Genomic DNA, 18,698 nt, shown 5'->3' on the forward strand with positions numbered 1-18,698 from the left:
CAGCCGGTCCCCGGGGAGAGTGCGTATAAGGCGTAGAGCCGTCGTGCAGGGAATGCCGGTTGACCGGCTGGACCTGTGGTGACTGCCGCCTGCTTTCTTTCTGCAGGCGGGCCATGGGTTGCGGCCAGCACCCGGCATTCCCTGCGCCCTCGACCTGAACGAGGGCGACATGGACGATCATGACTCGGGCACATCGTGCCGCGGGAACGACGAGTTGCATCCAGCCCTGTCAGCGCGCGCATTCGGAGGTGCCGTAATTCTACGGGCGGAACAATTAACGTGGCTGAAGCAGCCGATCGGGCATGGCAAGGGATCACAAGGAAGGTTCTGCGCGCTCATGAATTGGCCTGGGGATCCCACGCGCTCGAAGCGAACGGCCGGCGGCAGCCCGCTGGGGGCCTTCTTCCTTTGGATCGGCGGCTTCGGCGCCATCGAGGGTCTCGACGACGAAGCGCTGACCGAGCGCGATCGCCGGCGCATCCGGGCGCGGCAGGTCGATGCCGTCGCGCGCCTCGTCCCCGTGACCATCGGCATCAACTTCGCCAACGCTGCCATCATCCTCGGCGTGTTCTGGAACACCGTCTCCAATCTCTTTCTCTTCGCGTGGGGCGCCGCGATCGCCGTGGCCGGCGGCATGGCGCTGCGCGGCTGGTGGCGCGCGCGCAAGTCGCGGCCGCAGGAGGCGTCCGAACGCGCCATCTCCCGGATGACGCTGCAGGCGTTTTTCCTGGCGACCATCTGGGGATCGCTGCCGCTGATCGTGATGCCGCAGGTCGATCCGCATCTGCAGATCATCGTGGGCTCGCTGATGACCGGGATGATCTCCGGTGGCGCGTTCGCGATGTCGAGCGTGCCGCGGGCTGGTCTCGCCTACACCTGGACCCTGATGCTCGCCTCGGTGGGCTCGCTGTTTCTTTGCGGCGGCGCGACCTATCTCGTACTCGTCGTGTTCCTGCTGCTCTACACCTCGTTCATGGTCCGGCACCTGGTGTCGCACGGCAACGTGTTCCTGGAAAACCTGAAGGCGCAGATCCGGCACGAGCGCCAGAACGAGACGATCTCGCTGCTTCTGAAGGAATTCCAGGAGAACGCCGCGAGCTGGCTGTGGCAGACCGATGCCGAGGGCCGTCTGATCGACGCGCCGCAGCGCTTCGCCGACGTGGCCCAGCTTCCGCTCGATCAGCTCAAGGGCGAGCGGCTGATCGATACGCTGAAATATCTCTGCCCGACGGATACGGCGACGCTCAAGACGTTCGCCGATCGGATGGCGCAGCGGCTGTCGATCCCGGAGATCCTGATCCACGTCGTGGTCGCGGGCGGCGAGCGCCGCCGTTGGGCGCTGACGGCGCGGCCGGCGCGGGATCACGAGGGCAAGTTCGCAGGCTATCGCGGCTTCGGCCGCGACGTCACCGAGCGCTGGCGCGCCGAGCAGGCGGAAGCCGAAAGCCGCGCCAAGTCCGACTTCCTGGCGATGATGAGCCACGAGATCCGCACGCCGATGAACGGCGTGCTCGGGCTCGCCTCGACCTTGCTGGAGACCAAGCTCGACGACGAGCAGCGTCATGCGGTCATGACGATCCGCGAGTCCGGCGACAACCTGCAGCGCATCCTCAACGACATCCTCGATCTGTCCAAGCTCAACGCCGGCAAGCTCGAATTCGAGACGGTGGAGTTTTCGCCGGCGGCGCTGGTCGAGGCGGTCACCGCCATCATGGGCGTCAACGCGAAATCGAAGAGCCTGCTGGTCAACGCGGATATCGATCCGAAGCTGCCGCCGGCGCTCAAGGGCGACGTGGCGCGCATTCGTCAGGTGCTGATCAATCTCGCCTCCAATGCGGTGAAGTTTACCGAGCAGGGAGGCATCACCATCGCCGTGGCCTGCCGCGCGCGCGACGATCAGAAGGCGACCATCGAGTGGCGCGTCTCCGACACCGGCATCGGCATTCCCGCCGATCGGGTCGGCAAGCTGTTCACGGATTTCGCCCAGGCCGATGCCTCGATCAACCGCCGCTTCGGCGGCACCGGGCTCGGGCTCGCGATCTCCCGGCGGATCATCGAGCAGATGGGCGGGGTCATCGCGGTGTCGTCGGTGCAGGGCGAAGGCTCGACCTTCCGCTTCAGCCTGACCTTGCCGTGGAGCGACAAGCAGGTGTCCGATCAGCGCGGCGACCGCGTCGGCGCCGGCGACCTCAAGGCGCGGATCGAGGCGCTCGGTCGTCCCTTGCGCGTGCTGATCGCCGAGGACGACGCCACCAACCGCATGGTGGTGTCGAAGATGCTGCAGGAGTTCCCGGTCGACAAATGCATCGTCCCGGACGGCTTGCAGGCAGTGAAGGCGGCCGACGAACGGGAGTTCGACCTGGTGCTGATGGATGTCCGCATGCCGGAGATGGACGGCATCACCGCGACCCGGGCCATCCGGGCGAAGGGCGGACGGCTTGTCGCGCTGCCGATCATCGCGCTGACCGCGAATGCCTTCCCCGACGATATCAAGCAGTGCCGCGAGGCCGGCATGACCGACTTTCTGGCCAAGCCGTTGCGCAAGCCGGCGATGGTGGCGGCGATGCTGAAGGCGATCGGAACGCCCGCGCCGAACGTCGAGGCGCCGGCGCTTGCGCCGTCCGATGTCCCGGCCGCGACGGCGGAGGCCTGAGCCGATAATGAGGGGGCGCTAGACCGAGAAACTGGTGCCGCAGCCGCAGGAGGCGGTGGCGTTGGGATTATTGACCCGGAACGAGGCGCCCATCAGGTCGTCGACGAAATCGACCTCCGAGCCGGCGAGGAACGGCACGGAGGCCGGATCGACCAGCACCACGGCGTGATCGCGCTCGATCACGAGGTCGTCGTCGGCCTTGGCGCGGTCGATGTCGAACTTGTACTGGAAGCCGGAGCAGCCGCCGCCTTCGACCGAGATGCGCAACATCGCGCCGGCGCTCTCCTTGCCGAGGATCTCTCCGATGCGGCGGGCGGCGCGTTCGCTGATGGTGACGGGGCCGGTCGAGGCATCGGTCATGGCAGGAGGTCTCCGAGGGTCGTGCGTCATGCCCTATTCATTTGGTCCCGGGCACTCCCCATAGTTAAGTGGGCTCCGCCGAGGAATCAAATCGCAAAAGGAACAATCGCCCGTGTCGGTCGGAATGGCTGCCCCCCGCGCTCCCTATTCCTGCGATCCCGATCGCAGCCGGGGCCGCCTGTTCGCCGAGCCGCCGTCCCGAACCCGCAGCCCGTTCCGCAGGGATTGCGACCGGGTGATCCATTCGACCGCCTTCCGAAGGCTCAAGCACAAGACCCAGGTGTTCGTCTTCCACGAAGGCGACCATTACCGCACCCGCCTGACCCATTCTTTGGAAGTCGCCCAGATCGCCCGCGCCCTGGCCCGCCAGTTCGGCCTCGACGAGGACCTGACGGAGACGCTGGCCTTGGCGCATGATCTGGGACATCCGCCGTTCGGCCACGCCGGCGAGCGCGCGCTGAACCGCTGCATGGCGGAGCATGGTGGCTTCGACCACAATGCCCAGACATTGCGCATCGTCACCTCGTTCGAGCAGCGCTACCCCGATTTCGATGGCCTCAACCTGACCTGGGAATCGCTCGAAGGCATCGTCAAGCACAACGGGCCGTTGCAGGCGCCGATCCCGCCGGGAATCGCCGAGTTCAATGCCCGGTTTGACCTGGAGCTGTGGAGCTACGCCTCGCTCGAGGCCCAGGTCGCCGCGCTCGCGGACGACATCGCCTATGACGCCCACGACATCGACGACGGGCTGCGGGCCGGCCTGTTCACGGTCGATGACCTCCAGGAGATTCCGCTGCTCGCGGCGATGATCGCCGAGATCGACCGGCAATATCCGGCGCTCGATCCGATCCGGCGCGGCGCCGAGCTGGTGCGCGAGCTGATCTCCTACCTGATCGCAGCTGTAGCGGCCGAAGCCGAGCGCCGGATCACGCGGGCGCAGCCGATGTCGCCGCACGACATCAGGCGGCACAGCGGGCCGCTGGTGGCATTTCCGGCCGATGTCGCCGAGCACGAGGCGACGATCAAGGGGTTTCTCTGGCAGCGGATGTACCGCCATGAGCGGGTGATGCGGGTGATGCGCGACGCCGAGCGCATCGTCGCCGACCTGTATGGCCGCTACCATGAGGACGGTTCGACGCTGCCCGCAGGCTGGCTGGACGGTTGCGACGGCGAGGGCGATCGGGCTCGCCGCATCGGCCATTTTATCGCCGGAATGACGGACCGTTTCGCCTTAACCGAGCACCACCGGCTTTTTGACTCGACTCCGGATTTGCGTTAGGCGGCGGCATGGTCGAACAAGCTTCCACCCCTTACCTTTTTGCCGACATGCTCGCGCGTGTCCACACCATCTGCGCCATCATCGCCAAGCAGGGCGGCTGGCCCGAGGGCATCGATTTCTCGCGCGTGGTGGTCGAGCCGCCGCGCGATCCGAGCCATGGCGACATGGCCACCAATGCCGCGATGGTGCTCGCCAAGGAGGCGAAGGCCAAGCCGCGCGAGCTCGCCGAACAGATTGCCGAGCGCCTGCGCGCCGACGAGCTGGTCGCCAAGGCCGACGTCGCCGGACCGGGCTTCATCAACCTGACCCTGCAGCCGACCGTCTGGGCGCAAGCGCTCGGCACGATCCTGCGCGAAGGCGCTGCCTACGGCCGCGTCGCGCCGGTGTCCGGCGCGCCGAAAGTCAATGTCGAATACGTGTCGGCCAATCCGACCGGGCCGATGCATGTCGGGCACTGCCGCGGCGCCGTGTTCGGCGATGCGCTATGCAGCCTGCTGCAGTTCGCCGGGCGCGACGTCACGCGCGAGTACTACATCAACGACGCCGGCGCCCAGGTCGACGTGCTCGCGCGCTCCGCCTTCCTCCGCTATCGCGAGGCGCTCGGCGAGGACATCGGCGCGATTCCGGATGGGCTCTATCCCGGCGACTATCTCAAGCCGGTCGGGCAGGCGCTGGCGACCGAGCACGGCGACAAGCTCAAGGCCATGCCTGAGACCGAGTGGCTGCCGATCGTACGTGACAAGGCGATCACGATGATGATGGCCGAGATCAAGGACGATCTCGCCGCGCTCAACATCCGTCATGACGTGTTCTTCTCGGAGCGTTCGCTGATCGCAGGTAGCACCAACAAGGTTGCCGACACGATCGAGTTCCTGCGCGAGCGGGGCGACGTGTATGAAGGCCGTCTGCCGCCGCCGAAGGGCGCGCCGCCCGAGGACTGGGAGGATCGCGAGCAACTGCTGTTCCGCGCTACCGCCTATGGCGATGACGTCGATCGTCCCCTGATCAAGTCGGACGGCAGCTACACCTATTTCGCCTCCGACATCGCCAATCACCGGCACAAGTTCGAGCGCGGATTCGCCGACCTGATCGACGTGTTCGGCGCCGATCACGGCGGCTACATCAAGCGCATGCAGGCGGCGGTGAAAGCGGTGACCGCCGGACAGGCGGTGCTCGACGTCAAGGTCGTGCAGCTCGTCAAGCTGTTGCGCAATGGCGAGCCGGTGAAGATGTCGAAGCGCTCCGGCGACTTCGTCACCTTGCGGGAAGTTGTTGATGAAGTGGGGCGCGATGCGGTCCGTTTCATGATGCTCTATCGCAAGAACGACGCTGTGCTCGATTTCGACCTGGCCAAGGTGATCGAGCAGTCGCGCGACAATCCGGTGTTCTACGTCCAGTACGGTCACGCGCGGGGGCATTCGATCTTCCGCAATGCGCGGGAGAGCGTGCCCGAGCTGCCGGAGGAGGAGGGGGCACGGCTGGCGTTCCTCCGCGAGGCCAAGCTCGAAAAACTCTCCGACTCGGCCGAACACGACCTCTTGAAACGCCTGGCACTGTACCCACGTACGGTGGAGAGCGCGGCTCTGGCGCATGAGCCGCACCGGATCGCCTTCTACCTGTATGAACTTGCAAGCGAATTTCACGCCCTCTGGACGCGGGGGCGGGATTTGCCCTATTTACGCTTCATTATCGATGATGATGCAGAATTGACCAAGGCACGTTTGGCCATGGTTCAGGGCGTCGTCTCGGTTCTGGCGTCGGGACTTGCGATCTTGGGCGTTAATGCTCCTGATGCAATGCGCTGATTGGGGGAAACACACGACTTCAGTTGGGGGCCTCAATCTGGCAGGGTCCGCCTTAGGACGCATATGCGGCTCACCCGCAGGGACGCTTCATCACGATGGCTGATCGTTACCAGGACAGACCCTTTCCCGCTGATGGTTTTGGCCGTGGTGGAAACCAGCAGGCCGATGCCGATCCGCTCGCCGAACTCGCTCGCCTGATCGGGCAGAACGATCCTTTTGCCGCCTCGGGCCGGGCCACCCCGCAGTCTCAGCCGCGGCCGATGGCGCGCCCCGCGGCGCCCGCGCCAGAACAGCCGGTCCCCGGCATGCCTTCGGCCGGTGCCCCGGCCTGGATGCAGCGAGCTCAGCCTGCCGCCGCCAACCCCTTCGCCGACATGGGCCGCGAGCCGCCGCAGCCGGCGCCCGCACCGCCGGCCTTTCCGGCGGGCTATCAGGATCCGCGCGGCCAGCCAGGCTTCCCTGATCAGGATTTCGCGCCCGCGCCCGCTCCCCGGCAGCAGCAGGGTTATCCGAACGCGGAGTTTGCCGATCAGTTGTCCAAGCTCGACTACAGCGTCGGCGAGTCGCGCCACGGGTTCGCCGAGAATGATCGCGACTACAACCGCGACAATGGCTTCGATGACAACGAGCCGGACTCCTCGCGCTATGACGATGCGCTGTTCGGGCAGATGGGCTCGGGACAGCAGGGGTTTCAGGGCGACAACGATTTCCAGGACAGCCAATACGGCTATCAGGACGGTTACGACGAAGGCGAGGAAGAGGAGCGGCCGCGGCGGCGCAGCGGCATGAGCACCGTGCTCGCGGTGCTGACCCTTGCGGTGGTCGGCACCGGCGGCGCCTACGGCTACAAGACCTACATCTCGTCCGGCCGGACCGGCGAGCCGCCGATCATCCGCGCTGACAACAGTCCGACCAAGATCATGGCCCAGCAGGATCCGACGCCGAAGGTGCCGGATCGGCTGCTCGGCAATGACGGCGGCGAGAAGCTGGTGTCCCGCGAGGAGACGCCGATGGATCTGAACACCCGCGGCGGCAATCCGCGCGTGGTGTTCCCGCAGATGAACCAGAATGCGGCGCCGCCGCCGGTCAGCGCCGGGGCGGCCCCGATGTCGCAGATGGCCAATGCCAATGGCATTTTGCCCAACAGTGATCCGCGTCCGATCAAGACGCTGTCCGTGACGGGAGGCAATCAGGCCGCCGCGGTCGATCCGCCGATGCCTGCGACGCCTGCAACCAAACCGGCGGCGACGCCGAAGGGCCGTAAATCGCCGGCCAACGCCAACGCGTCGGCCGCCAACGACAGCCCGATGCCGCTGACACCGCAGCCGGCCGCGCCGGCGAGCGCGCCGGCCCGGATCGCCGCCGCCGTGCCGGTCACCGAGCAGACCCAGAACGATCGGACCGGCGGTTATCTGGTCTCGATCTCGTCGCAGGCCAGCGAGGCCGAGGCGATGACATCGTACAAGGCGGTGCAGGACAAGTACGGCGCCGTGCTGGGCAAATACGAGCCGATCATCAAGCGGATGGATCTGGGTGAGAAGGGTGGCGTCAGGTACCGCGCGGCCGTTGGGCCCTTCGCGACGAAGGAAGAGGCCAACAAGATGTGCGGATCGTTGAAAACTGCCGGCGGACAGTGTTTCCCGTTTAGCAACAATTAAGGCTCGCTTGACCGCCTCCGAGGCGGGGTCTATGCGGCCCGCATGACCATGCGGGCTTTCATTACCGGCATCTCCGGACCTGATCTCAGCGACGCCGAGCGCGCGTTCATCCGCGAGTTCAGGCCCTGGGGCTTCATCCTGTTCAAGCGCAACGTCCAGTCACCCGCCCAAGTGACTGAACTGGTTGAGGAATTAAGGGCCTGCGTCGGCCGCGCCGACGCTCCCGTTCTGATCGACCAAGAGGGTGGCCGGGTGCAGCGCCTGGGGCCGCCGCATTGGCCGGCCTATCCCGCCGGCGTGGTGTTCGACCGTCTCTACGACCTTGATTCGGCCGCAGGCCTCCGTGCCGCCTGGCTCAGCGCCCGCCTGATCGCCGATGACCTGATCGCGCTCGGCATCACCGTGGATTGCCTGCCGCTCGCCGACGTCCCCGTCGCCGGTGCCGATGCCGTGATCGGGGATCGGGCCTATGGCACGACGCCAACGAAGGTCGCTGCAATTGCCCGGGCGGTGACGGAGGGGCTGGAGCAGGGCGGCGTGCTGCCGGTCCTGAAGCACATTCCGGGGCATGGCCGGGCCACCGCCGACACCCATTTCCGGCTGCCGACCGTGGACGCGCCAGAAGCGGAACTCGACGCCACCGATTTCGCCGCCTTCGGGCTGCTGGCCGACCTCCCGATGGCGATGACTGCACATGTTGTGTTTAGCGCGATCGACGCCGCCCATCCGGCCACGACTTCTGCGACAATGATCGAACGGGTGATTCGCAAACGGATCGGGTTCCAGGGTTTGTTGATGAGTGATGACGTTTCCATGAACGCATTGGCCGGATCGATCGCCGAGCGCACGCGTGCGATCGTGGCGGCCGGCTGCGACATGGTTCTGCATTGCAACGGCAAGCTCGACGAGATGCAGGCCGTGGCCGCCGAGACGCCGGAGCTGGCCGGCCAGGCTCTGATCCGCGCCGATCGTGCACTTGCGGCGCGCAAGGCACCCACAGGCTTCGATCGTGACGCCGCGCGCGGCGAGCTCGACGCCTTGATCAACCGGCTGGGACCCGCGAGCGCATGACCGCTGAAATTCTGTCGTTTGAAACCGGCCGTCCCACGACGGAGCTGGCCGAGGCCGAGCCGGCGTTGGTCGTCGACGTCGAGGGCTACGAGGGCCCGCTCGATCTGCTGCTCGCGCTGGCGCGGCAGCAGAAGGTCGACCTCGCCAAGATATCGATCCTGGCGCTCGCCGACCAATATCTTCAGTTCATCGAGGCCGCCCGCAAGATCCGGCTGGAGCTCGCCGCCGACTATCTCGTGATGGCGGCCTGGCTCGCCTTTCTGAAGTCGCGCCTGCTGCTGCCCGAGCCGCCGGCGCAGGAAGGTCCAAGCGCCGAGGAGATGGCCACGGCGCTGGCCAACCGGCTGCGCCGGCTGGAGGCGATCCGCGAGGCCGCCAATCGCCTGATGAACCGGCCGCAGTTCCAGCGCGATGTGTTCCCGCGCGGCAACCCGGAGGCCATTGCGGAGGTCCGTCGTCCCAAGTTTACCGCGACCCTGTTCGACCTGCTGTCGGCCTATGCCATCCAGCGGCAGTCGCGCGTCGTCACCTCCGTTCATATGGCCAAGCGCACCGTCTGGTCGCTCGCCGAAGCGCGCGCGTCGCTCGAACGGCTCGTCGGCATGACCGAGGTGTCCGACGACTGGGGATGTCTCGACGACTACCTGCTGGACTACGTCGTCGAGCCTGCACAGAAGGCCACCGTCTTCGCATCGAGCTTTGCGGCCGTCCTCGAACTGGTCCGCGAAGGCAAGCTCGAGCTGAACCAGAAGCAGGCGTTCGCGCCGCTGTACTTTCGTAAGCGTCCACCGATCCAGCCTGGCGCCATGGCTGCGCCGGACTTGACGGTTGAGTAACGAACAAGGAGACCCTGCCATGGCAAGCTTGGCGGAACTGCGCATGGAAGAGCCCGACGAGATCGCGATCGAGCCCGCAGCGCGCCCCGAAGAGTTGCGCATCCTCGAGGCTCTTCTGTTTGCCTCGGCCGAGCCGCTCGAGCAGGCCGCGCTCGCGAAGCGTATGCCTGAAGGGGTCGACATCAAGGCCGCACTGGCGCAGCTGCAGGCGGAGTACGCCAATCGCGGCGTCAATCTCGTGCGCGTTGCCAACAAATGGACCTTTCGCACCGCCGGCGATCTCGCCTGGCTGATGACGCGCGAGAGCACCGAGACGCGCAAGCTGTCGCGGGCGGCGATCGAGGTGCTGGCCATTGTCGCCTATCATCAGCCGGTGACGCGTGCCGAGATCGAAGAGATCCGCGGCGTCGTTACCTCCAAGGGAACGCTGGACGTTCTGCTGGAGACCGGCTGGATCAAGCCGCGCGGGCGCCGCAAGACGCCCGGCCGTCCGCTGACCTTCGGCACCACCGATGCGTTCCTGGCCCAGTTCAGCCTGGAGACCCTGGGCGATCTGCCAGGCCTGGAAGAGCTGAAGGGCACGGGCCTGCTGGATTCCCGTCTGCCGACCGGCTTCACCGTCCCGACGCCATCGGATGATCCGACGCTCCGGGAGGACGAGGAGCCGCTGGATCCGGGCGATCTCGATCTGGCGCTTGCGCCGGCGGTCGAGGCCGAACCTGGCGATGCTGAGGCGGCAGAGGCCGAAACGGCGGAGAAGGAAACGATCGCAGCCGAGACGGCCGCGGCCGAGGCTGCCGAGGGCGAGATGGTGACCGCTGAGACCGCGGTTCAGGAGGACGCCTCGTCGCAGGTCGCCGTTGGCGATCTGGAACTGCCCGGCACCGATGCGGAAACCGACACGACGGAGGTGGACTTCGCCGTCGAGGAGACCGAGCTCGAGCAGGAGGACGAGGCCGTGACCGAGCTCGTCGAACCTTCTGCCGAGGCTCAGGCTCAGGTGGAGGACGAGGCAGAAGCAGAGGCCGAGATCGACGCGGCAGACAACGAGATCGACGCCGCCGATGACGAGCACGATCGCGATACCGACGAGGACGGCTCGCCGCACCGGGAGTAGCGGCTTTGGCGTCGTTAACACTCGCGTTATTACGTAGGTCCGGCCGCGATTTGGCGGACCTTAAGTGCTTGTTTTTGGGGGCGCTGACGCCTACCTTCCGGCCAGATCGGGCTCTCCGCGCGCCGCTTTCGGCTGATTGCCGCCTTGGTTCGTGTTGCTGTTTCGCAATCGAATGCTAGAAGCGAAGTGTCGCGGTCAAGTCCATGGATATGACGCGGTTTCGGCGGTAGCGTCGACGGGCAGTCGGGTGAAGGCTGCGCCGGTGTTTGGAGGGTTGCAGGATGGGTTCGCTTAGCATTTGGCACTGGATCGTCGTGATCGCGGTCGTCCTGCTGTTGTTCGGGCGCGGCAAGATTTCCGATCTGATGGGCGACGTCGCGCAGGGCATCAAGGCGTTCAAGAAGGGCATGCAGGACGACGACAAGGCGCCGGAGAAGACCGAACCCGTCAAGTCGATCGATCATGGCGCCACGCCTTCGGCCACCCGCACGGATGTCGGCAGCAAAGCCGTTTGATCTGCGCGTGAAAAGCGCGGGCGGCGCGCTCCCGCAGGGACGGCACCGGGACCTGTTCAGGCAGGCCCGGGCAGGCGGGATCAGAGGCGTCGTCGCGTAGGCGGATTGTTTCATGTTCGATATCGGCTGGAGTGAGCTGCTCGTCATTGGGGTCGTCGCGTTGATCGCGATCGGTCCCAAGGAGCTTCCGGGCGTGCTGCGCATGGTCGGGCAATGGATCGGCAAGGCGCGCCGGATGGCCTCGGAGTTCCAGGGCCAGTTCCAGGAGGCGATGCGCGAAGCGGAAATGGCCGACCTCAAGAAGAGTTTCGATGAGGTCCGCGAAGCCGCCAGCGGTTTCACGCCGACTGGCGTGATCTCCTCGTTGCAGCGCGACGTCGACAAGGCTCTCGATATCGAGGGGATCGACAAGCCCGCTGAGCCGGCGCCCGCGTCGGACGTGGCTGCTGCTTCGCCCGAGCCTCCTGTGATGACCCCGACCACTCCCGAACCGCCACGGGCCGAAACCTTCGTGGAGGCTGAACCCCATCAACCGGTGGGCGAGCCGCTGGCGATCGTACGTGAGATCAAGTCCGAGCCGCAGCCCGAAATGTCTGCGTCAGCAGAAGCTGAACGCCTGAAGGACGCCAAAGCGTCATGACCGTCGAAGATATCGAGGCCAGCAAGGCCCCGTTGATGGACCACCTGATCGAGCTGCGGTCGCGGCTGATCAAGGCGCTGCTCGGCTTCGGCGTGGCCTTCATATTCTGCTTCTTTTTCGCCAAGCAGATCTACAACATCCTGGTGCTGCCGTTCGTCTGGGTGGCAGGGGCGGAGAACAGCAAGTTCATCTACACCCAGCTGCTCGAATATTTCATCACGCAGCTCAAGCTGGCGATGTTCGGCGCCGGCTTCATCTCGTTTCCGATCATCGCGACGCAGATCTACAAGTTCGTGGCGCCCGGCCTCTACCGCCACGAGCGCAATGCCTTCCTGCCTTACCTGATAGCGACCCCCGTCTTCTTCGTGCTCGGCGCGATGCTGGTCTATTTTGCGGTGTGGCCTATGATCGTGCGCTTCTCCCTCGGCATGCAGCAGCTCGGCGGCCCGGAGACGGCGCAGATCGCGCTGATGCCCAAGGTCGGCGAATATCTGTCGTTGATGATGTCGCTGATCTTCGCCTTCGGCATCGCGTTCCAGCTCCCGGTCATCCTGACCCTGCTTGGGAGGATCGGCATCGTCACCTCGCAGATGCTGAAGGAGAAGCGGCGCTATTTCATCGTGATCGCCTTCATCATCGCGGCCGTGCTGACGCCGCCGGACGTGCTCAGCCAGGCCTCGCTGGCGCTCCCGCTGCTGGCGCTTTACGAGGGCGCGATCATCGCGGTCGGCATCGTCGAGAAGCAGGCGGCTGCGGCCAAGGCTGGTTCCTCGTCTGGTTCGGGCTCGTCGTCGGACTCGGGCAATCTGCCGGCCAATCCGTCCGAATAGGCCAGTCGCGTCGCCCGGGAGCCGTCCCGGGCGTTGCCTGTTCCCATCCCGCGCCATTCGCGGTAGTTCAGGCTCGCCCGCAAGCCGGGGCGCGACTCGCCCGTATCCTTTGTTTCCAGGACCGAATGACCATGCACGACATCAAGTGGATCAGAGAAAACCGGGCTGAGTTCGATCGAGAGCTCGGTCGTCGAAATCTCGACCAATCCGCACGACAAAGGTTCTCATCGGCGAACATTATCTCGATCGATGAGCGCAGGCGAGCAATCCTCCGAGTGCATGAGGCTGCCTTGACTAGGCGTAAAGCTGCATCGAAGGAGAACGAGCTCGCTCGCCGGAATAAAGACGAGGAAGCGATCAAACGACTTACAGAGGAAGTCATAGAACTCAAGACCACCATTTCGACTACGGAAAAGGAGGAGAAAGAGGCTTCGAGGGAACTACAAGACCTCTTGGCCCAGATTCCTAATCTGCCGTTGTACGAGGTGCCCGACGGGCAGAATGAGCATGATAACGTTGAGCGCCACGTGTTTGGCGCCAAGCGCAACTATAGCTTCGCACCGAAACCGCATGACGAAATCGGTGCGGGTGTTGGCACCATGGACTTCGAGGCGGCAGCGAAGCTGTCAGGCGCTCGCTTTGTCGTGCTGAAAAACGGACTAGCGCGCCTCGAGAGAGCGCTGGGGCAGTTTATGCTTGATCTACACACGACTGAGCATGGCTACACAGAGGTAAATCCACCCCTTCTGGTTCGTGACCATGTGATGTTCGGTACGGGGCAACTGCCTAAGTTTTGGGAAGATCAGTTCGAAACGTTCCCAGGGAATGTCTACAAGGATGTTTTGACCGAAAACTTTGAAAACGTTTGGAATGCGGCTCTCGACTTTGCGGAAAAGCATACAGTCGAAGGTGCGAGATTCCGCCTGAAGGGCGAACATCCCGAAATGACACTGGCTAGCGAATCAAGGAGGCTTTGGCTCATTCCCACCGCCGAGGTCGCGCTGACCAATTTGGTTCGCGAGTCCATCGTCGACGAGAAGGAGCTGCCGATGCGGCTCACGGCGCTGACGCCGTGCTTTCGCGCCGAGGCGGGCGCGGCCGGCCGCGACACGCGCGGCATGATCCGCCAGCATCAGTTCACCAAGGTCGAGCTGGTCTCGATCACGACGCCGGAGACCAGCAAGGACGAGCACGAGCGCATGCTGGCCTGCGCCGAGGAGGTGCTGCGCCGGCTCGATCTGCACTATCGCGTCATCACGCTGTGCACCGGCGACATGGGCTTTTCCTCGCAGAAGACCTACGACATCGAGGTCTGGATGCCCGGGCAGGGCGATGGCGGCGCGTTCCGCGAGATCTCGAGCTGCTCAGTGTGCGGCGACTTCCAGGCGCGCCGCATGGATGCACGCTATCGCGGCAGCGACGGCAAGCCGCGCTTCGTGCATACGTTGAACGGCTCGGGCACGGCGGTCGGCCGCGCGCTGATCGCGGTCATGGAGACCTATCAGCAGGCCGATGGATCGATCGCGGTCCCAGACGTGCTGCAGCCCTATATGGGCGGCCTCAAGGTGGTGGCCGCCGAGCCATAGCGCCGCGGCAAATTGCATCCGCCCCGGTCGCCGCCATTGCGTGGCGGCCGGCGGGTCGTATCCTCGGTTCTGTTCAGCAATTGCTTTTCAGATACCGGCATCATGGGCCTGCATCGGGATATTTTTTGGATCGGACGGCAATGGGCCGTCACCGGCTCCGGCATCCAGGCGGTCGACCAGCGCCTGAAGGGAGCCTTCGACGTCGATTGCTCGAGGGTCTGGGACGATGGCCTGGGCGAGTCGCTGCGCGATCAGGCCTGGTTCGACCCCGTCGACTTCGAGAAGGCGTTGAGTGTCGCGCGGGCCCGGTTTGCAGCAGTGCCGCGGACCGGACCTTCGGCAGTGCCGGCGCCTCCTGGTCAGCAGGCGCCGGGCGCATCCGGCGCATCCTGCCTCCCGTTGAGGCTGAGCACACGAGGGCAACTCGCCAGGTTCCTGCCGCAGTGGCGGATCCGGCATTGACCGGGTGATGCCGGCGAGCGCTCGGGTTTGCCTCGCTGCTGCACAGCAGATAAGACACCCCCGAACGATGCTTTCGAAGAGACGGAAGGTTGGCCATGCGGATTCTCTGCACCAATGACGACGGGATCCATGCGCCGGGTCTCAAGGTGATCGAGGAGATCGCACGGGCCCTGTCCGACGACGTCTGGATCGTGGCGCCCGAGCTCGACCAGAGCGGCGTGTCGCATTCGCTCTCGCTCAATGATCCGTTGCGGCTGCGCGAGGTCGGCCCGCGCCACTTTGCCGTGCGCGGCACGCCGACCGACTGCGTCATCATGGGGGCCCGGCATATCCTGGGGGCGAAGCTGCCCGACGTGGTGCTGTCCGGCGTCAACAAGGGCCGCAACGTTGCCGAGGACGTGGTCTATTCGGGCACCATCGCCGGCGCGCTCGAAGGCACCATTCTCGGCTTGCCGTCGTTCGCCCTGTCGCAGGAATTCAGCATCGCCACTCGCGACAAGCCGTCCTGGGACACCGCGCTCAAATTCGGCCCGCAGATCGTGCGCAAGGTGCTCGAAGCCGGCGTGCCGAGGAATACAGTGATCAACGTCAACTTCCCCGCCTGTGCACCGGAAGAGGTCAGGGGCGTCGTGGTCACCCGCCAGGGCAAGCGCAATCTCGGCTTCTTGAAGGTCGATGAGCGGCGCGACGGCCGCGGCAACCCCTATTTCTGGATCGGCTTCGACCGGGCAGCTTCGCTCGATTTGCCCGACGAGGGGACGGACCTCGCAGCTCTCGCGGCGCACTACGTGTCAGTGACTCCGCTTCGCCTGGATCGCACGGACGAGGCGTTCTCCGGCAAGCTCAGCGACATTCTCGGCTGAAGCGCCTTCTACCCCTGCGGCTCAGCGCCACGCAGGGCATGATCGATCGCCTTTCCGAGCGTCTCGAGCTGGAACGGCTTCTGCAGGGCCGGCCGGTCGCGATATTCTTCCGGCAACCCCGACGAGCCGTAGCCGGTTGCGAAGATGAAGGGCCGGTTGCGCGCCTTGATGAGATCGGCCACCGGCGAGATGACCTTGCCGTTGACGTTGACGTCGAGAATGGCAACGTCGAAATAGGTGCTCTCGGCCAGCCGCATCGCTTCGCCGATTTCGCCGGCCTCGGCCGCGACGGTGTAGCCGAGCTCCTCCAGCATGTCGGCCACCATCATTCGGATCATGACTTCGTCTTCAACCAAAAACACAGAGCCGCGCGGCGGCCGCGGTGCAGTCATGATGTCAGTCCTTGCCCATATCCGATTTGACGCTCGCAAATAACGGCTTATGGCGCAACGTCAACAATGTCGTCTTTCATGGCCGTGCGGCGTGGGCACGATCGCCCATAAGGTGAACGAACCGGACCCGACTTGGTTCCTCGTGCGGAACGCGGTCGTCGTCGGGACCATGACGGTGCATCCTGGTTGCGACGGGCGCGCGGAAAATCGGTGCGCAACCCTCGCCCGGCAGGTAAATTGCGCAGGAGCCCACCAACCGACATCCCGATGCCCCCAGCTGCTCCTCCCGAGAAAATGATGTTTCAGCTGACCCTGCGTCGGCGCGGGATCAGCGATCAGGCGGTGTTGCGTGCGATGGAAGAGGTGCCGCGGGAGGAGTTCGTTCTGCCGGCCGACCGCCCGGACGCCTATCGCGACAGCGCGATGGCGATCGCCTGTGGGCAGACCATCAGCCAGCCCTTCGTCGTCGCCTACATGACCGAGCAGCTCAAGCTGCAGAAGTCCCATCGTGTCCTCGAAATCGGGACGGGGTCGGGGTACCAGGCCGCGATTCTGTCCAGGCTGGTTACCAACGTCCTGACGGTGGAGCGCTTCCGGACATTGGCCGACAAGGCCAGGGAGCGGTTGGAGAAGCTCGGCTGCTTCAATGTCGAGGTCATGCTCGGCGATGGCTACGCGCTGCCGCCGGGGGGCGGCCAGTTCGACCGCATCATCGTAACGGCGGCGATGGATGAGATTCCCCAGAGCCTGCTCGACCGGCTGGAGCCGGACGGTATCCTGATCGCGCCGGTCGGGCCGCAACACGGGGTGCAGACGCTCGTCAGGATCACGCGGACGGGTGATCGTTTCGACCGAAACGAGCTCGTCGACGTGCGATTTGTGCCGGCAATTCCGGGAATTGCGCGCGAACTCTAAAGAGACGGATCAGCAGGCCGCACAACGCTTTATTCGCGGCTTAAGCGCTTATTTACCGCGGCTGTGTTTACTCGAATTCGTTGTTTGTTGCGTACGAGTGAGTAACCATGCCCGCCACTGTCGAGTTGCTTCGCTCGCGCCGCCTGCCGCAGGTTGCGGCGTTGGCGCTGATGTCATTCGGCGTCGCCGGCTGCAGCGCCGACATGTCGACGCGGCTGTCGCAGACGCAAAATCCGTTTTCAAACCCGTTTGCATCCGATTCCACCGGGTCGGTGCAGGCGCAGCCGCCCCGGCAGCACCAGCAATACAGCCAGTCCTACACGCCGGCTCCCGCGCCGGCGCCAGCCTATTCGTCCTCGGCGCTGCCGCCCCCGGCGGTTGGGGCTCCGCAATCCTATCCGACGGGCGGCGGTGCCGGAGGCATGTCGTCGGGCGGGCGCGGCGTCGCATCCTATGCGCCACCCGCTGCGGTCCCCGTCGCAGCGCCCGCCGTCGCCGCACCCCAGGCCTATGCACAGCCGGCGCATTCCTATGCTCCGCCGGCCCAGCCGCGGCTCGAGACCACCGGCACCGTGCCGCCGCGTTCGGTCGCGGCCGCGCGTCCTGCCAGTGGCACCAAGATCATCGTCGGCACCAGCGATACGCTCGACATCCTCGCCAAGCGCTACCGCGTGACGCCGGCTGAGATCCTGGCTGCCAACGGCTACAAGGGGCCGCGCGCGTTGTCGCCGGGCCAGCAGCTGATCATTCCGCATCCTGGCGCGGTGGCGGCTGCGCCCGCGGCCCAGCCCGTTGCTGCGGCGCCAATGATCGCGCCGAAGCCGGTGGCGGCCGCAGCACCGTCCACCGTCCACTTCGTCAACCGCGGCGAGACACTCGCCAGCATCGCCCGCCAGAATCATCTGACGGCGGCTGAGCTCGCCCGCGCCAACAACATCGATCAGGCATCGCCGCTGAAGCTCGGGACCAGGCTGACCGTCCCTGGCAGGGCCGTAGCGGCAGCCGCGCCGGTGGCCCCGGTCGCAACCGTTCCCCAGGCGGTTGCGACCGTGCCGGCGCCAGCGCCGACGACGCGGGTTGCGGCGGCAGGTCCGGTCCAGAGCGCCCGCCTGGCCCAGGCCAATCCGGCGCCCGAGAAGGAGGAGGAGCCGGCGCGGCCGGCCGAAACCACCAGCTCGCTGCCGACCTTCCGCTGGCCGGCTCGCGGCAAGGTGATCACGAGCTACGGCGCCAAGACCAACGGCAAGTCCAACGACGGCATCAACATCGCCGTGCCCGAGGGCACCCCGGTGAAGGCAGCCGAAGATGGCGTCGTCGCTTACGCCGGCAATGAATTGAAGGGCTATGGCAACCTGGTCCTGGTGCGGCATTCCAACGGCTATGTCACCGCATATGCCCATGCGAGTGAGCTGATGGTGAAGCGCGGTGATCCGATCAAGCGCGGCCAGGTCATTGCCAAGTCGGGTCAATCGGGAGAAGTCGGATCGCCGCAGCTCCACTTCGAGATCCGCAAAGGATCGTCTCCGGTTGACCCGCTGCAATTCCTCAACGGGGCGTGAGCCGCGACGCCTGCCGTCCTCACATGCAAGGGCTCGCCTCTGGGCGAGCCCTTGTCGTTTGAGGCGGGATATCAGCCAAAGGCGTCATTGCGAGCGCAGTGTTTAGCCCGGAGACATAGCTTACACCTGTTCGGGGACATGGTTGACACTTTTGGGG

Annotated in this window: 17 protein-coding genes; 15 read left to right on the forward strand and 2 right to left on the reverse strand. The window is 65.4% G+C overall.

The features are described from left to right. Nucleotides 1-337 precede the first annotated feature (337 nt). Nucleotides 338-2,653, forward strand: coding sequence for a hybrid sensor histidine kinase/response regulator (locus tag ACQR10_RS18165; protein ID WP_316218770.1), 2,316 nt, complete (start codon nt 338-340; stop codon nt 2,651-2,653). Between the two features lie 18 nt (nt 2,654-2,671). Here the strand turns inward: ACQR10_RS18165 and erpA are convergent, their stop codons facing one another. Then, the gene (gene erpA / locus ACQR10_RS18170) at nt 2,672-3,013 is read right to left on the reverse strand and encodes an iron-sulfur cluster insertion protein ErpA (RefSeq protein WP_315799813.1); all 342 of its coding nucleotides are present in this window, start codon (nt 3,011-3,013) and stop codon (nt 2,672-2,674) included. A 112-nt stretch (nt 3,014-3,125) separates the two neighbouring features. Between erpA and ACQR10_RS18175 the strand changes: the two genes are divergently transcribed. From ACQR10_RS18175 to surE, 12 genes are all read left to right on the forward strand, one after another. Next, nucleotides 3,126-4,292: a deoxyguanosinetriphosphate triphosphohydrolase gene (locus tag ACQR10_RS18175; protein ID WP_315799814.1), complete on the forward strand. Its 1,167-nt coding sequence runs from the start codon at nt 3,126-3,128 to the stop codon at nt 4,290-4,292. 8 nt (nt 4,293-4,300) lie between these two features. Then, nucleotides 4,301-6,097 carry an arginine--tRNA ligase gene (argS, locus tag ACQR10_RS18180; RefSeq protein WP_316218771.1) on the forward strand — a complete coding sequence of 599 codons (1,797 nt, stop codon included), beginning with the start codon at nt 4,301-4,303 and terminating at the stop codon, nt 6,095-6,097. A gap of 95 nt (nt 6,098-6,192) precedes the next feature. Then, nucleotides 6,193-7,755, forward strand: a complete 1,563-nt coding sequence (locus tag ACQR10_RS18185) for an SPOR domain-containing protein (protein WP_315799816.1) — start codon at nt 6,193-6,195, stop codon at nt 7,753-7,755. Nucleotides 7,756-7,797: 42 nt separating this feature from the next. After that, nucleotides 7,798-8,826, forward strand: a complete 1,029-nt coding sequence (nagZ, locus tag ACQR10_RS18190) for a beta-N-acetylhexosaminidase (protein ID WP_316218772.1) — start codon at nt 7,798-7,800, stop codon at nt 8,824-8,826. After that, nucleotides 8,823-9,662 carry a segregation and condensation protein A gene (locus ACQR10_RS18195; protein WP_315751001.1) on the forward strand — a complete coding sequence of 280 codons (840 nt, stop codon included), beginning with the start codon at nt 8,823-8,825 and terminating at the stop codon, nt 9,660-9,662. The genes nagZ and ACQR10_RS18195 overlap by 4 nt, the downstream gene beginning before the upstream one ends. 19 nt (nt 9,663-9,681) lie before the next feature. Next, complete coding sequence (gene scpB, locus ACQR10_RS18200) at nt 9,682-10,779, forward strand: SMC-Scp complex subunit ScpB (protein WP_316218773.1); 1,098 nt, start codon at nt 9,682-9,684, stop codon at nt 10,777-10,779. 281 nt (nt 10,780-11,060) lie between these two features. Further along, nucleotides 11,061-11,294, forward strand: a complete 234-nt coding sequence (locus ACQR10_RS18205) for a twin-arginine translocase TatA/TatE family subunit (RefSeq protein WP_006614346.1) — start codon at nt 11,061-11,063, stop codon at nt 11,292-11,294. A gap of 112 nt (nt 11,295-11,406) precedes the next feature. Beyond that, nucleotides 11,407-11,934, forward strand: a complete 528-nt coding sequence (gene tatB / locus ACQR10_RS18210) for a Sec-independent protein translocase protein TatB (protein ID WP_316218774.1) — start codon at nt 11,407-11,409, stop codon at nt 11,932-11,934. Further along, entirely contained in the window at nt 11,931-12,764 is an 834-nt protein-coding gene (gene tatC, locus ACQR10_RS18215) for a twin-arginine translocase subunit TatC (RefSeq protein WP_316218775.1), read from the forward strand. Before tatB ends, tatC begins: the two co-directional genes overlap by 4 nt. Nucleotides 12,765-12,895: 131 nt before the next feature. Then, nucleotides 12,896-14,350 (forward strand): serine--tRNA ligase, encoded by a 1,455-nt coding sequence (serS, locus tag ACQR10_RS18220; RefSeq protein WP_316218776.1) that lies wholly within the window; start codon nt 12,896-12,898, stop codon nt 14,348-14,350. A 102-nt stretch (nt 14,351-14,452) separates the two neighbouring features. Continuing rightward, nucleotides 14,453-14,812 carry a hypothetical protein gene (locus ACQR10_RS18225; protein WP_316218777.1) on the forward strand — a complete coding sequence of 120 codons (360 nt, stop codon included), beginning with the start codon at nt 14,453-14,455 and terminating at the stop codon, nt 14,810-14,812. A gap of 95 nt (nt 14,813-14,907) precedes the next feature. Beyond that, nucleotides 14,908-15,675 carry a 5'/3'-nucleotidase SurE gene (surE, locus tag ACQR10_RS18230; RefSeq protein WP_315799823.1) on the forward strand — a complete coding sequence of 256 codons (768 nt, stop codon included), beginning with the start codon at nt 14,908-14,910 and terminating at the stop codon, nt 15,673-15,675. Between the two features lie 8 nt (nt 15,676-15,683). Here the strand turns inward: surE and ACQR10_RS18235 are convergent, their stop codons facing one another. Next, on the reverse strand, nt 15,684-16,067 hold the full coding sequence (locus ACQR10_RS18235) for a response regulator (protein ID WP_315799824.1): 384 nt from the start codon (nt 16,065-16,067) through the stop codon (nt 15,684-15,686). A gap of 267 nt (nt 16,068-16,334) precedes the next feature. On the opposite strand from ACQR10_RS18235, the gene ACQR10_RS18240 reads away from it, so the two are divergent. Together ACQR10_RS18240 and ACQR10_RS18245 are read left to right on the forward strand one after the other, a co-directional pair. Continuing rightward, nucleotides 16,335-16,982: a protein-L-isoaspartate(D-aspartate) O-methyltransferase gene (locus ACQR10_RS18240; RefSeq protein WP_316218780.1), complete on the forward strand. Its 648-nt coding sequence runs from the start codon at nt 16,335-16,337 to the stop codon at nt 16,980-16,982. A gap of 107 nt (nt 16,983-17,089) precedes the next feature. Then, nucleotides 17,090-18,541 (forward strand): LysM peptidoglycan-binding domain-containing M23 family metallopeptidase, encoded by a 1,452-nt coding sequence (locus ACQR10_RS18245; protein WP_316218778.1) that lies wholly within the window; start codon nt 17,090-17,092, stop codon nt 18,539-18,541. Nucleotides 18,542-18,698 lie beyond the last annotated feature (157 nt).

Origin of the sequence: Bradyrhizobium sp. HKCCYLRH2060, from assembly GCF_051168135.1 — a bacterium.
Lineage (GTDB): Bacteria > Pseudomonadota > Alphaproteobacteria > Rhizobiales > Xanthobacteraceae > Bradyrhizobium.